The sequence below is a fragment of the Streptomyces sp. SCUT-3 genome (assembly GCF_014083985.1).
Taxonomy (GTDB): Bacteria; Actinomycetota; Actinomycetes; order Streptomycetales; family Streptomycetaceae; genus Streptomyces_H; species Streptomyces_H thermolineatus.
The window spans coordinates 4,816,208-4,830,060 of the sequence record NZ_CP046907.1 but is presented as its reverse complement, the minus strand read 5'-3'; the positions used below and the strand labels follow the sequence as shown (position 1 = coordinate 4,830,060).

Sequence of the window (13,853 nt, the reverse complement as noted above, 5' to 3'; positions counted from 1 at the left end):
GGCCGGTCAGTGCGGGTGGCGGGTGCGGATGTCGAGGGCGCGGCTCAGGTCGTCGAGCCGGTCGGCGAGCGCGCGGCGCAGGGCGGGGACGGTGCCGCCGTCGTGCAGGCACTTCTCCCCGGCGGCGAGGGTGTCGGGGTGGACTGCGTGGGCGGGGAAGGCGTGGCGGCCGAGGGCCTCGGCGACGGCGGCTCCCCTGCGGGCCGCGGCCTCGGTGGCGGCGGGGAAGTAGTGGGGGACCCGGGCGGCGAGGATGTCGGCCTGCTCGGGCTGCCAGAAGCCCTGGGCGGTTGCGACGAGCCGGTAGTTGGAGAGTTCGTCGTGCTCGAAGAGGGCTTTCCAGGCGGCGTCCTTGGCCCGGGGGTCGGGGAGGGCGGCGCGGCAGCGGTCGGCGCCCTCGTGACCGGTGGCGCTGGGGTCGCGGCGGAGTTCGGCGGCGATGTCGTCCTCTCCCGCGGCGCCGAGGACGCACAGGCGCAGGAGGGTCCTCCAGCGCAGTTCGGGGTCGAGCGGGGGTCCGCCGGGGACGCGGCCGTCGGTGAGCCATTCGCGCAGCCGGGCGGTGTCCTCCTCGGTGAGGGCGGCGTCGACGATCCCTCTGACGGCGCTGAGGCGCACGCCCGCGGTGTCGCCGCCGGTCCGTCCGCCGGTGCCGTCCTCGGCCGCGGCGGTGCGGTCCAGGAGGCGGAGGCAGACGGCGCCGATGCCGGCGAGGGCGCGGGGACGGGAGCCGGGGTGGAGGTAGGTGTCGGCGAGGGGGCCCCGGGCGAAGGCGAGGACGCCCGCGATGACGGAGGTGTCGGTCTCGGCGGGGAGGTGGCGGGACGCCAGGTCGAGGTAGTCGGCCGGGGCGAGTTCGCCGTCGCGGACCATGTCGCGGGCGCAGGTCCACAGCAGTGCGCGGTCGAGGGGGTCGGGGAGTTCGCCGAGGGACCGGGTGGCGGTGGTCCAGGAGTCCGGGTCGAGGCGGATCTTGGCGTAGGTGAGGTCGCCGGCGTTGGGCAGCAGCAGCGCGGTTCCGGCGGGGCCGGCGGGGGCGGGCAGGTCCAGGGCGGGGGTGGTGTCGTCGAGGGTGCCCGTGGCGGTGGTGCGGGTGGCGCGGGTGGTGCCGGTGCTCCCGGGGGTGCCGGGGAGGGCCGGCCGGGTGTGGGTGGCGACGGTGATGCGGTGGGGGCGGGTGCCGTCGCGGACGACGCGGACAGTGCCGTCGGCGGCGGGTTCGGCGCGCAGGGTGTCGACGCCGGTGGTGCGCAGCCAGGCCCGGGCCCAGGCGTGGACGTCGTGGCCGGAGGCGCGGGTGAGGGAGTCGAGGAGGTCGGCGAGGGAGGCGTTGGCGAAGCGGTGGCGGGCGAAGTGGTCGTTGACGCCTGCGAGGAAGGCGGTGTCGCCGAGCAGGGCGACGAGCTGGCGCAGGGCGGAGGCGCCCTTGGCGTAGGAGATGCCGTCGAAGTTGAGCAGGGCCGCGGCGGTGTCGGGGACGTCGTCGGGGGCGACGGGGTGGGTGGAGGGGCGCTGGTCGGCGTCGTACCCCCAGGGTTTGCGGGAGGCGGCGAACTCGGTCCAGGTGCCGGTGTGCCGGGTGGTCTCGGCGAGGACGCGGTAGCCCATGTACTCGGCGAAGGACTCGTTGAGCCACAGGTCGTCCCACCAGCGCATGGTGACGAGGTCGCCGAACCACATGTGGGCCATCTCGTGGGCGATGGTGACGCCGCGGGTCTGGCGCTCGGTGTCGGTGACGGCGGAGCGGAAGACGTACTCCTCGCGGAAGGTGACCAGGCCGGGGTTCTCCATGGCGCCGGGGTTGAACTCGGGGACGAACGCCTGGTCGTAGGAGTCGAAGGGGTAGGGCTCGTCGAAGATCTCGTGGTAGCGGTCGAGGCAGCGGCGGGTGATGTCGAGGATCTCGTCGGCGTCGGCGTCGAGGTGGGGGGCGAGTGAGCGCCGGCAGTGCAGGCCCAGGGGCAGCCCGGCGTGTTCGGCGCGGACGGTGTGGTAGGGGCCGGCGGCGACGGCGAACAGGTAGGTGCTGACGGGCGGGGTGGGGGCGGCGTGCCAGCGGCCGGGGGCGGTGCGGGTGGTGGTGCCGTTGGCCAGGACGGTCCAGTCCTCGGGTGCGGTGACGGTGAGGTGGAAGGCGGCCTTGAGGTCGGGCTGGTCGAAGGCGGCGAAGATGCGGGGGGCTTCGTCGAGGAAGCAGTGGCTGTAGAGGTAGGTGCGGCCGTCGGCGGGGTCGGTGAAGCGGTGCATGCCCTCGCCGGTGTGCGAGTAGCGCATGTCCGCCTCGATGTGCAGGAGGTTGTCGGCGGCGAGGGCGGGCAGGGGGAGGCGGCCGTCGTGCCAGGTGGCGGGGTCGACGTCCCGGCCGTTGAGGACCGCGCGGTGCAGGCGGCCGGGCTTGACGTCGAGGAAGGTGGTGGCGCCGGGCTCGGCGCAGGTGAAGCGGATCGTGGTGGTGGATCCGAAGGTCTCCTCGCCCCGGTGAGGTCGAGGTCGACGGTGTAGCTGCGGACGTCGAGGATGCGGGCCCGTTCGGCCGCCTCGGCGCGGGTGAGTGCTGGCATGGGCTCATGCTGCCGCATGCGGTTGCCGGTCGCAGCGGGGTTTGGGGCAGGCTGGGAACCGGTGGAACGGGGCCGTGCGAGAGGGACGGGTGCGATGTCTTCAGTGTCGGGGTCTTCAGTGTCGGGGCCGTCGGGGTCGTCGGGGTCGTCGGGGTCTTCTTCCGTGGTCCGGTTCCGGGAGCGGGTCGTGGAGCGGCTGGCCGGGTACGAGGGGCGGCTGGTGGGGCTGGCGCGGGCCCTGCACGCGGATCCGGAGACGGCGTTCGGGGAGGTGCGGGCCGCGGAGCGGCTGGGCGGCCTGCTGGAGGGTGCGGGGTTCGCGGTGGAGCGGGGGGTCGCGGGGCTTCCGACGGCGCTGACCGCGGTGTGCGGTTCGGGGGACCTGACGGTGGGGGTGTGCGCGGAGTACGACGCGCTGCCGGGGCTGGGGCACGCGTGCGGGCACAACGTGATCTGCGCGGCGGGGGCCGGGGCGGCGGTCGGGCTGTCGGCGGTGGCGGACGAGCTGGGGCTGCGGGTGAAGCTGCTGGGCACGCCGGCCGAGGAGGAGGGCGGGGGCAAGGCCCTGATGCTGGAGGCGGGCGTCTTCGACGACGTGACGGTGGCGATGATGGTGCACCCGGGGCGGGCCGACGACGTGGACCCGCGGTCGTCGACGACGGCGGTGGCCCGTTTCGAGGTGGTGTTCACGGGGCGGGCGGCGCACGCGGGGCTGGCGCCGCACCTGGGGGTCAACGCGGGGGACGCGGCGGTGGTGGCGCAGGTCGCGGTGGGCCAGCTGCGGCAGCAGTTGCCGGACGGGTACCGGGTGGCGGGGATCGTGCGGCACGGGGGCGAGCGGACGAACATCGTGCCGGACCGGACGGTGCTGGAGTACGAGGTGCGCACGCCGACGGCCGCGGAGCTGTCCGTGGCCAGGGAGCGGGTGCTGAACTGCTTCCGGGGGGCGGCGACGGCCACGGGGTGCGGGGTGGAGGTGCGGGCGACGCAGCCGGACTACCTGGACCTGCGCAACGACGAGTGGCTGATGGGCGCGTACGCGCGGGGCCTGGCCGCGGCGGGCCGGGAGGTGCCGGCGCCTCCGGCCGGGCCGCGGCGGCTGGGCGCGTCGACGGACATGGGCAACGTGACGCACGCGCTGCCGGCGATCCATCCGCACCTGGGGCTGGCGGGGGCGGACGCGGATCCGCACACGCCGCGGTTCGCCGAGCTGGCGGGCGGCGCGGCGGCGGACGACGCGGTGCGGGCGGGGGCGCTGGCGATGGCGTTCGCCGCGGTGGAGCTGGCCTGTGACCCGCAGCGCCGGGCGCACTACCTGGCGCTGCGCGGCTGAGGGGGCTTCCCGGGGCCGGGCGCCGCTTTTCGGCCAGGCCTGCGCCGGGCGGTTGAGCGTGCCGCGCGGGGGCGTGAGACTGGCCGGATGATCGCGAAGATGCAGGTGATGGTGATCGACTGTCCGGACCCGGCCGCCCTGGGCCGCTTCTACCAGCAGATCCTGGGCTGGGAGCTGAAGGAGCTCGACGAGTCGTGGGTGACGCTGGCCGGCGGGGACGGCACCACTCCCCTGGCGTTCCAGAAGGCCCCCGACCACGTCCCGCCGCAGTGGCCGGATTCCGCGCACCCGCAGCAGATGCACCTGGACCTCGAGGTGGACACGCGCGAGGACGTGGAGCGGGCGCAGGAGCAGGTGCTCGCCCTGGGGGCGGTGTTCCTGCACGACAGCGGCGGGGAGAAGCGCGGTTTCCGGGTCTTCGCCGATCCGGCCGGGCACCCGTTCTGCCTGTGCTACGGGCAGGGCTGAGCGGGGACACGGCCGTGCGGACGCCGACGGCGCCCGGCAGCGGGTGCTGCCGGGCGCCGTCGGCGTGTCGCGGGCGGGGTCCCGCCGTCAGACCGTCAGGGGGCGGTCGGTGGGGCGGATCGGGGCCGGGAGGGTGCTGGGGGTGCCGGTGAGGTAGGCGTCCACCGCCTTGGCGGCGGAGCGTCCCTCGGCGATGGCCCACACGATCAGCGACTGGCCGCGGCCGGCGTCGCCGGCGACGAAGACGCCGTCGACGTTGGTGGCGTAGTTGCCGTCGCGGGCGATGTTGCCGCGGTTGTCCAGCTCCAGGCCGAGCTGCTCGACCAGGCCGTTCTTCCGGTCGGTGCCGGTGAAGCCCATGGCCAGGGTGACCAGCTGCGCGGGGATCCTCCGCCCGGTGCCGGGCTTGGGCTCGAACTTCCCGTCCTTGAACTCGACCTCGACCAGGTGCAGGAACTGGACGTTGCCGTCCTCGTCGCCCTCGAAGTGGGTGGTGCTGACGGCGTAGACGCGCTCGCCGCCCTCCTCGTGGGCCGAGGTGACCTTGTAGGTCATCGGCATGGTCGGCCAGGGCTGGTGCGCGGGCCGGGTCTCCGACGGCTGCGGCATGATCTCGAGCTGGGTGACCGAGGCCGCGCCCTGGCGGTGGGCGGTGCCGACGCAGTCCGCGCCGGTGTCGCCGCCGCCGATGACGACCACGTGCTTGCCCTCGGCCGAGACCGGCGGGGTGACGTAGTCGCCCTCCTGGACCTTGTTGGCCAGGGGCAGGTACTCCATGGCCTGGTAGACGCCCTTGAGCTCGCGCCCGGGCACGGGCAGGTCGCGCCACTGGGTGGCGCCGGCGGCGATGACGACCGCGTCGTAGCGGCGCTTGAGCCGGTCGCCGTCGATGTCGGTGCCGACCTGCACGCCGGTGCGGAACTTGGTGCCCTCCGCGCGCATCTGCTCGATGCGGCGGTTGATGTGCCGCTTCTCCATCTTGAACTCGGGGATGCCGTAGCGCAGCAGGCCGCCGATGCGGTCGGCGCGCTCGTACACCGCCACGGTGTGCCCGGCGCGGGTGAGCTGCTGGGCGGCTGCCAGGCCGGCGGGGCCGGAGCCGATGACGGCGACGGTCTTGCCGGACAGGCGCTCGGGGGGCTGCGGGGCGACGTCGCCGTTGTCCCACGCCTTGTCAATGATGGTGACCTCGACGTTCTTGATGGTCACCGGGTCCCGGTTGATGCCCAGGACGCAGGCCGACTCGCACGGGGCCGGGCACAGCCGCCCGGTGAACTCCGGGAAGTTGTTGGTGGCGTGCAGCCGCTCGATGGCGGCCTTCCAGTCACCGCGCCAGGCGTAGTCGTTCCACTCGGGGATGAGGTTCCCCAGCGGGCAGCCGTTGTGGCAGAACGGGATGCCGCAGTCCATGCAGCGGCCGGCCTGCTCGGTGATGATGGGCAGCAGCCCGCCGGGGACGTAGACCTCGTTCCAGTCCTGCTTGCGCTCCTCGACCGGGCGGCGCTCGCAGTGCTGCTGCGGCGTGGTGAGGAATCCCTTCGGGTCAGCCATGTGCCGCCTCCATCATCTTCGCAACGGTGTCGGACTCGGAGAGCCCGGCCAGCTCGGCGGCGTCCTTGGCGGCGAGCACTGCCTTGTAGTCCCTCGGCATGATCTTGCCGAAGCGGGTGAGGGTGGTTCCCCAGTCGGCGAGCAGCTTCTCGGCGACGGTGGAGCCGGTCTCCTCCTTGTGGCGGCGCACCGCGTCGTGCAGCCACTGGATGTCGGCGGCGTCGAGGGCCTCGACGTCGACCATGCCGGTGTTGACGTTGTCCGGGTCGAGGTCGAGCACGTAGGCGATGCCGCCGGACATGCCGGCCGCGAAGTTGCGGCCGGTCTCGCCCAGGACGACGGCGCGTCCGCCGGTCATGTACTCGCAGCCGTGGTCGCCCACGCCCTCGGCGACGACCGTGGCGCCGGAGTTGCGGACGCAGAAGCGCTCGCCCACGCGGCCGCGCAGGTAGATCTCGCCGCCGGTGGCGCCGTAGCCGATGGTGTTGCCGGCGATGGTGGAGTACTCGGCCAGGTGGTCGGCCGCGCGGTCCGGGCGGACGACGATCCGGCCGCCGGACAGGCCCTTGCCGACGTAGTCGTTGGCGTCGCCCTCCAGGCGCAGGGTGACGCCCTTGGGCACGAAGGCGCCGAAGGACTGGCCGGCGGACCCGGTGAAGGTGATGTCGACGGTGTTCTCGGGCAGGCCCGCCCCGCCGTACCGCTTGGTCACCTCGTGGCCGAGCATGGTGCCGACCGTGCGGTTGGTGTTGCGCACCTTGACCTGGGCGCGCACCGGGTTGCCGTTCTCCAGGGCGTCGGCGGCGAGCTCGATGAGCTGCTTGTCCAGGGCCTTGTCGAGTCCGTGGTCCTGGCCGACGACCTGGTGGCGGGCGGCGCCGGCGGGCAGGTCGGGCACGTGCAGCAGCGGTGCCAGGTCCAGGCCCTGGGCCTTCCAGTGGTCGATCGCGCGGCCGGTGTCGATCAGCTCGGCGTGGCCGACGGCCTCCTCGATAGAGCGGAAGCCGAGCTCGGCGAGGAGCTCGCGGACCTCCTCGGCGATGAACTCGAAGAAGTTCACCACGTGCTCGGCCTTGCCGGCGTAGCGCTCGCGCAGCACCGGGTTCTGGGTGGCGATGCCGACCGGGCAGGTGTCGAGGTGGCACACGCGCATCATGACGCAGCCGGAGACGACCAGGGGCGCGGTGGCGAAGCCGAACTCCTCGGCGCCGAGCAGGGCGGCGATCACGACGTCGCGGCCGGTCTTGAGCTGGCCGTCGGTCTGCACCACGATGCGGTCGCGCAGGCCGTTGAGCAGCAGGGTCTGCTGGGTCTCGGCGAGGCCGAGCTCCCAGGGGCCGCCCGCGTGCTTGAGGGAGGTCAGCGGGGAGGCGCCGGTTCCGCCGTCGTGGCCGGAGATCAGGACGACGTCCGCGTGGGCCTTGGACACGCCCGCCGCGACCGTGCCGACGCCGACCTCGGAGACCAGCTTCACGTGGATGCGGGCCGACGGGTTGGCGTTCTTCAGGTCGTGGATGAGCTGGGCGAGGTCCTCGATGGAGTAGATGTCGTGGTGCGGCGGCGGGGAGATCAGGCCGACGCCCGGGGTGGAGTGCCGGGTCTTCGCGACCCACGGGTAGACCTTGTGGCCGGGCAGCTGGCCGCCCTCGCCGGGCTTGGCGCCCTGGGCCATCTTGATCTGGATGTCGTCCGCGTTGACCAGGTACTCGCTGGTGACGCCGAAGCGGCCGGAGGCGACCTGCTTGATGGCGCTGCGGCGGGCCGGGTCGTACAGGCGGTCGGGGTCCTCGCCGCCCTCGCCGGTGTTGGACTTGGCGCCCAGCCGGTTCATGGCGACAGCGAGGGTCTCGTGGGCCTCCTGCGAGATGGACCCGTAGGACATCGCGCCGGTGGAGAACCGCTTGACGATCGCGGAGACCGGCTCGACCTCGTCGATCGGGACGGGGGTGCGCTCGCCGGCCTTGAAGCCGAACAGGCCGCGGAGCGTCATCAGGCGCTCGGACTGCTCGTTCACCCGCGCGGTGTACTGCTTGAAGATGTCGTAGCGGCGCGTGCGGGTGGCGTGCTGCAGGCGGAAGACGGTGTCCGGGTCGAACAGGTGCGGCTCGCCCTCGCGGCGCCACTGGTACTCGCCGCCGATGTCCAGGCGGCGGTGGGCCGCGGCGATGCCGGAGGCCGGGTAGGCCTTGGCGTGCCGGGCGGCGACCTCGGCCGCGACCACGTCCAGGCCGACGCCGCCGATCTTGGTGGCGGTGCCGTGGAAGTAGGTGTTGACGAACTCCTGGTCCAGGCCGACGGCCTCGAAGACCTGGGCGCCGCGGTAGGAGGCGACGGTGGAGATGCCCATCTTGGACATCACCTTCAGCACGCCCTTGCCCAGGGCCTTGATCAGGTTGCGGATCGCGGTCTCGGGCTCGATGCCGGTCAGGAAGGTGCCGGCCCGGACGAGGTCCTCCACCGACTCCATGGCCAGGTAGGGGTTGACCGCGGCGGCGCCGTAGCCGACGAGAAGCGCCACGTGGTGCACCTCGCGGACGTCGCCGGCCTCGACGATCAGGCCGACGTCGGTGCGCTGCTTGGTGCGGATCAGGTGGTGGTGGACCGCGGAGGTCAGCAGCAGCGAGGGGATCGGGGCGTGCTCGGCGTCGGAGTGCCGGTCGGAGAGCACGATGATCCGGGCGCCGGCCTCGATGGCGGCGTCCGCCTCGGCGCAGATCTCGGCCAGCCGGGCGGCCAGGGCCTCGCCGCCGCCGGCGACGCGGTACAGGCCGGAGAGGGTGGCGGACTTCATGCCGGGCATGTCGCCGTCGGCGTTGATGTGGATGAGCTTGGCCAGCTCGTCGTTGTCGATCACCGGGAACGGCAGGGTGACGCTGCGGCAGGAAGCCGGGGCGGGGACGAGCAGGTTGCCCTGCGGTCCGACGACCGAGACCAGCGAGGTGACGAGCTCCTCGCGGATGGCGTCCAGCGGCGGGTTGGTGACCTGCGCGAACAGCTGGGTGAAGTAGTCGAAGAGCAGCCGGGGGCGCTCGGAGAGCGCGGCGATGGGCGAGTCGGTGCCCATGGAGCCGATCGGCTCCGCGCCGGCCTTCGCCATCGGGGTGAGGATGACGCGCAGCTCCTCCTCGGTGTACCCGAAGGTCTGCTGGCGGCGGGTGACCGAGGCGTGGGTGTGCACGATGTGCTCGCGCTCGGGCAGCTCGTCGATGCCGACCAGGCCGGCGTCCAGCCACTCCTGGTAGGGGTTCTCGGCGGCGAGCTGCGCCTTGATCTCGTCGTTCTCGACGATGCGGTGCTCGGCGGTGTCGACGAGGAACATGCGGCCGGGCTGCAGGCGGCCCTTGCGGACGACCCTGGCCGGGTCGATGTCCAGGACGCCGACCTCGGAGGAGAGGACGACCAGGCCGTCGTCGGTGACCCAGTAGCGGCCGGGGCGCAGGCCGTTGCGGTCCAGGACCGCGCCGACGAGGGTGCCGTCGGTGAAGGTGACGCAGGCCGGGCCGTCCCAGGGCTCCATGATCGTGGAGTGGTACTCGTAGAACGCGCGGCGGGCCGGGTCCATCGAGTCGTGGTTCTCCCACGCCTCGGGGATCATCATCAGCACGCTGTGGGGCAGGGAGCGCCCGCCCAGGTGCAGCAGCTCCAGGACCTCGTCGAAGGAGGCGGAGTCGGAGGCGCCGGGGGTGCAGACGGGGAAGATGCGGTCCAGGTCGCCGGGGATGAGATCGCTGGCGAGGCGGGACTCGCGGGCCCGCATCCAGTTGCGGTTGCCCATGACGGTGTTGATCTCGCCGTTGTGGGCGACGAACCGGTACGGGTGGGCCAGCGGCCAGCTCGGGAAGGTGTTGGTGGAGAACCGCGAGTGGACCAGGGCGATGGCGGTGGCGAACCGCTCGTCGGACAGGTCGGGGAAGAACGGCTCCAGCTGCCCGGTGGTCAGCATGCCCTTGTAGACCATGGTCCGCGCGGACAGCGACGGGAAGTAGACGTCGGCCTCGCGCTCGGCGCGCTTGCGCAGCACGAAGGCGACCCGGTCCAGCTCCAGGCCGGTGCGGGCGCCCTCGGCGTCGGCGACGAAGAGCTGCTCGAAGCGGGGCATGGTCGAGCGGGCGGTGGCGCCCAGGATGCCCGGGGCGACCGGGACCTCGCGCCAGCCGAGCACGGCCAGCTTCTCCTCGGCGGCGATGCCCTCGATCGCGTCCTTGGCCTTGTCGCAGTCGTCGTCACCGACCGGGAGGAAGGCGATGCCCACGGCGTAGGCGCCGGCGGCGGGGAGTTCGAACCCGGCGGTCTCGCGCAGGAACGCGTCCGGGACCTGGACGAGGATTCCGGCGCCGTCGCCCGAGTCGGGCTCGGCCCCGGTGGCCCCGCGGTGTTCGAGGTTGGTCAGGACCGTCAGGGCCTGCTCCACGAGCGCGTGGTCGGCCTCGCCGGTGAGGGTGGCCACGAAGCCGACGCCGCAGGCGTCGTGCTCGTTGCGGGGGTCGTACATCCCCTGAGGCGCGGGGCGCCCGTCCATGTGTGCCCGACCGGGGAAGGTCTCGGGCACGGAGTGCGTGGACGCGGAACGCATCGGCTCTCCCGTCGTCGTCGCGGCATATGACAGATGCAACTGGGACGACGCTGGCCCGGTGCTATTTCTTGCAGGTTACATGATGGTCGAAGTACCGGAGAACGGATACCCGATTCCACCATGTGGACACGGAGGGGGTGCCAAGGCCGCTCCGGGGGCTGCGCCCGGCCGGCCGGTGCGCCCGGCGGGCAACGCTGCCCGTGGCGCCATCGACTGATTCCCGGCGGAAAGACCGCCGAAACCGGCGGGTAACAAAAGTGGTGCGGCTCTCGCCGCGGCGGCGCGGCGAGAGCCGCGCCTCACCCGACGGTGGCGCCGAACAGGGACCCCACGAAGAAGGTGACCCCGGCCGCGGCCGCGCCCAGGAGGAGCTGCCGCAGGCCGCTGAACCACCAGCTGCGCGCCGTGATCCTCGCCACCACCGCCCCGCAGCCGAACAGCCCGGCCAGCGACAGGGCGACCGCAGGCCACAGCTGGGTCGCCCCCAGCAGGTAGGGCAGCAGCGGCAGCAGCGCCCCCACGGCGAAGGCCGCGAAGGACGAGCCGGCCGCCACCAGCGGCGAGGGCATGTCCGTGGGGTCCACCCCCAGCTCCTCGCGGGCGTGTATCTCCAGCGCCTGCTCGGGCTCGCGGGTGAGCTGCCGGGCCACCTCGGCCGCCAGCTCCGGCTCCACCCCGCGCGCCTCGTACAGCTCCGCCAGCTCGCGCAGCTCCCCCTCGGGATTGCGGTGCAGCTCCCGCCGCTCGATGTCCAGCTCGGCCTCGACCAGCTCCCTCTGGGAGGCGACCGAGGTGTACTCGCCGGCCGCCATGGAGAAGGCGCCCGCGGCGAGTCCGGCCAGGCCGGTGAGCACGATGGTGGAGGAGGAGACCCGGCCGCCGGCCACGCCGCTGATCAGCGCGAGGTTGGAGACCAGGCCGTCCATCGCCCCGAAGACGGCCGGCCGCAGCCAGCCGCCGTTGACGTCCCGGTGGGCGTGGTGCACTTCCGCGCGGGCCTCCTTCTCCGGTCCGGCCGGCCCTGCCGCTTCACTGCCCGTGACGATGCTCATGACCTGAAGATATGCACGAAGAACTTCTCTTTCCAGCAAGGGAAGGCTGGCCGAACCTGCCCGCATCCCTCCTTCGGCCCCTCCCGCACCGCTCCCCCGGCCCCTCCCGGACAGCGCGGCGGCCGCCGTGCCCGGTGGGGGCGCGGCGGCCGCGGAAGGTGTGCGGTCCGGGGTGTCAGGCGCGGCTGCTGTCCGCTCCGGCCTTGCTGTCCGCCGTGTCCGCGGCCTTGTCCGCGGGCTTGTCGACGGGCTTGTCGACGGGCTTGTCTGCGGCCGTCTCCTTGCCGGACCCGGCGTCGGGCTTGCTGCCGGACTCGTCGGCCCCGGCACCGGACTTGCTGCCGGACTCGGCGTCCGGCTCGTCCCCGGTGCCCGCGACTGTGTCCGACGTCTCCTCTCCGGAGGCCTTCCCGGCGCCCGCCTCCGGTGCGCCGGCTCCCGCCGCGGCGACCGCGGCCGGTTCGACGACCTCCTCGCGGCCGGGCCGCTTGCGGGCCGAGAGCACCATGTAGACCACGGCACCGAGGAAGACCACGATGCTGGTCCAGTTGTTCAGCCGCAGGCCGAGGATGTGGTGCGCGTCGTCGACCCGCATGTACTCGATCCAGAACCGGCCGACGGTGTAGGCCGCGACGTACAGGGCGAACGCCCGGCCGTGGCCGAGGCGGAACCTGCGGTCGGCCCAGATCACCAGCAGCGCGACGCCGACGCACCACAGCGACTCGTACAGGAACGTCGGGTGGTAGGTGGCCAGCTCGGGCGTCTCGAAGGGGCGGTGCGCCTCGTCGATCTCCAGCGCCCAGGGCAGCGTGGTCGGGCGGCCGTACAGCTCCTGGTTGAACCAGTTGCCCCAGCGGCCGAGCGCCTGGGCGAGGGCGATCCCGGGGGCCAGCGCGTCCGCGTAGGCGGGCAGCGGGATGCCCCGCCGGCGGCAGCCGATCCAGGCGCCGACCGCGCCGAGCGCGATCGCGCCCCAGATGCCGAGGCCGCCCTCCCAGATCTTGAAGGCGTCGACCCAGTTGCGGCCCTCGCCGAAGTAGAGCTCGTACGAGGTGATGACGTGGTACAGCCGCCCGCCGACGAGGCCGAACGGCACGGCCCACACCGCGATGTCCGCGACCGTTCCCGGCAGGCCGCCGCGGGCGACCCAGCGCCTGCCGCCGAGCCAGACGCCCACGAAGACGCCGAGGATGATGCAGAACGCGTAGCCGCGCAGCGGGACCGGACCGAGGTAGAGGACCCCGGTCGAGGGGCTGGGGATGAATGCGAGGGAGTCCATGGCACCGACGACGCTACCGTGCCGCGGGGCGCTGCGGCAGCACCCCCGGCAACGGGTGGGTAACGGCAGTGGTCCGGGCCGGGCCCGGTTCAGGAGCGGGCCGCGTCCTCGACCTGCTTCCTCAACGACTCCGGTGTCAGCCTGCCGCCCGAGTAGACGTCCTTGCCGTCGAGCAGCACGGTGGGCGTGGAGTTGTAGCCGTCGTCGGTGAGGGTGCTGCTGGACCGGGCCACCCAGTCCTCGTAGGTGCCCTTCTCGACGCACGAGTCGAAGGCGCCGCTCCGCAGGCCGTCCACCTTTCCGGCCAGTTTCAGCAGGCGGCCGTTGTCGGCGAACGCGTCCTCCGTCTCCGGCGGCTGGTTGGCGAAGAGCACGTCGTGGTACTCGGGGAAGTGCCCGGCGTCCTGCGAGCAGGCGGCGGCGTTGGCGGCCCGCGTCGACCCCTGGCCGCCCACGTTGCCGTCGATGATCGTCACCAGGTGGTAGTCCACCCTGAGGTCCCCGGACTTCACCAGCGAGTCGATCGTCGAGCGGTAGGTGTCCTCGAACTGCTTGCAGGCCGGGCAGCGGAAGTCCTCGTACACGGTCAGGGTCGCCGGAGCGTCGGCCCGCCCCTTCGACAGGACGAGGCCGTTCTCGCCCCCGGCGCCCTTCGGCGAGGCGACCGGCCCCTCGTCCTCCCCGCCGGTGTTGGCGACCACCACCCCGACCGCCGCGGCGACGGCGAGGACCCCCGCCACCACCGCGGCCGCCACGAGCGTCCGCCTTCGCTTGGCCCGGGCCGCCTCCTGCTGCCGCTGCTCCTGGAGGCGCTCACGGGCGCCGCGCTTACCGTCACGGTTCTTCTGGCTCACTGGCTGCCCAACGACGGCGGGCGGACAAGTCCACGCACCACGGCGGCAGGACCACCCGAACGAAGGACACGCCTCCTGGTCCTCCCGGTCCCCGCGCACGCGGCGGGCGGCCGCAGGCACCGGTGCCTGCGGCCGCCCGCCGCACGTGGGGGCCGCGGGCCGTCCCCGGCCCGCGGCGGGTC

8 protein-coding genes are annotated in these 13,853 nt (G+C 73.3%); 2 read left to right on the top strand and 6 right to left on the bottom strand.

Features of this window, described 5'->3' with window-relative positions; genetic code table 11:
* Nucleotides 1–6: 6 nt before the first annotated feature.
* Nucleotides 7–2,445 (bottom strand): aminopeptidase N, encoded by a 2,439-nt coding sequence (pepN, locus tag GQS52_RS21315; RefSeq protein ID WP_346268278.1) that lies wholly within the window; start codon nucleotides 2,443–2,445, stop codon nucleotides 7–9.
* A gap of 279 nt (nucleotides 2,446–2,724) precedes the next feature.
* On the opposite strand from pepN, the gene GQS52_RS21310 reads away from it, so the two are divergent.
* Both GQS52_RS21310 and GQS52_RS21305 read left to right on the top strand, forming a co-directional pair.
* The gene (locus GQS52_RS21310) at nucleotides 2,725–3,894 is read left to right on the top strand and encodes an amidohydrolase (protein ID WP_259370898.1); all 1,170 of its coding nucleotides are present in this window, start codon (nucleotides 2,725–2,727) and stop codon (nucleotides 3,892–3,894) included.
* A gap of 87 nt (nucleotides 3,895–3,981) precedes the next feature.
* Nucleotides 3,982–4,362 (top strand): VOC family protein, encoded by a 381-nt coding sequence (locus GQS52_RS21305; protein ID WP_182314950.1) that lies wholly within the window; start codon nucleotides 3,982–3,984, stop codon nucleotides 4,360–4,362.
* Between the two features lie 87 nt (nucleotides 4,363–4,449).
* Here the strand turns inward: GQS52_RS21305 and GQS52_RS21300 are convergent, their stop codons facing one another.
* The 5 genes from GQS52_RS21300 to GQS52_RS21280 all read right to left on the bottom strand — a co-directional run bounded on the left by GQS52_RS21300 (nucleotide 4,450) and on the right by GQS52_RS21280 (nucleotide 13,671).
* Nucleotides 4,450–5,913 carry a glutamate synthase subunit beta gene (locus GQS52_RS21300; protein WP_182314949.1) on the bottom strand — a complete coding sequence of 488 codons (1,464 nt, stop codon included), beginning with the start codon at nucleotides 5,911–5,913 and terminating at the stop codon, nucleotides 4,450–4,452.
* Nucleotides 5,906–10,486 (bottom strand): glutamate synthase large subunit, encoded by a 4,581-nt coding sequence (gene gltB, locus GQS52_RS21295; RefSeq protein WP_182314948.1) that lies wholly within the window; start codon nucleotides 10,484–10,486, stop codon nucleotides 5,906–5,908. Before gltB ends, GQS52_RS21300 begins: the two co-directional genes overlap by 8 nt.
* A gap of 299 nt (nucleotides 10,487–10,785) precedes the next feature.
* The gene (locus GQS52_RS21290) at nucleotides 10,786–11,538 is read right to left on the bottom strand and encodes a VIT1/CCC1 transporter family protein (protein WP_182314947.1); all 753 of its coding nucleotides are present in this window, start codon (nucleotides 11,536–11,538) and stop codon (nucleotides 10,786–10,788) included.
* 175 nt (nucleotides 11,539–11,713) lie between these two features.
* The gene (gene lgt / locus GQS52_RS21285) at nucleotides 11,714–12,817 is read right to left on the bottom strand and encodes a prolipoprotein diacylglyceryl transferase (RefSeq protein ID WP_182314946.1); all 1,104 of its coding nucleotides are present in this window, start codon (nucleotides 12,815–12,817) and stop codon (nucleotides 11,714–11,716) included.
* An 89-nt stretch (nucleotides 12,818–12,906) separates the two neighbouring features.
* A complete protein-coding gene (locus tag GQS52_RS21280; protein WP_182314945.1) occupies nucleotides 12,907–13,671 on the bottom strand; it encodes a thioredoxin domain-containing protein in 765 nt (254 codons plus the stop codon).
* Nucleotides 13,672–13,853 lie beyond the last annotated feature (182 nt).

Coding starts and splice junctions, on each gene's coding strand:
- GQS52_RS21305 (WP_182314950.1), top strand. CDS start 3,982: ATGATCGCGAAGATGCAGGTGATGGTGATCGACTGTCCGGACCCGGCC.
- GQS52_RS21300 (WP_182314949.1), bottom strand. CDS start 5,913: ATGGCTGACCCGAAGGGATTCCTCACCACGCCGCAGCAGCACTGCGAG.
- gltB (WP_182314948.1), bottom strand. CDS start 10,486: ATGCGTTCCGCGTCCACGCACTCCGTGCCCGAGACCTTCCCCGGTCGG.
- GQS52_RS21290 (WP_182314947.1), bottom strand. CDS start 11,538: ATGAGCATCGTCACGGGCAGTGAAGCGGCAGGGCCGGCCGGACCGGAG.
- lgt (WP_182314946.1), bottom strand. CDS start 12,817: ATGGACTCCCTCGCATTCATCCCCAGCCCCTCGACCGGGGTCCTCTAC.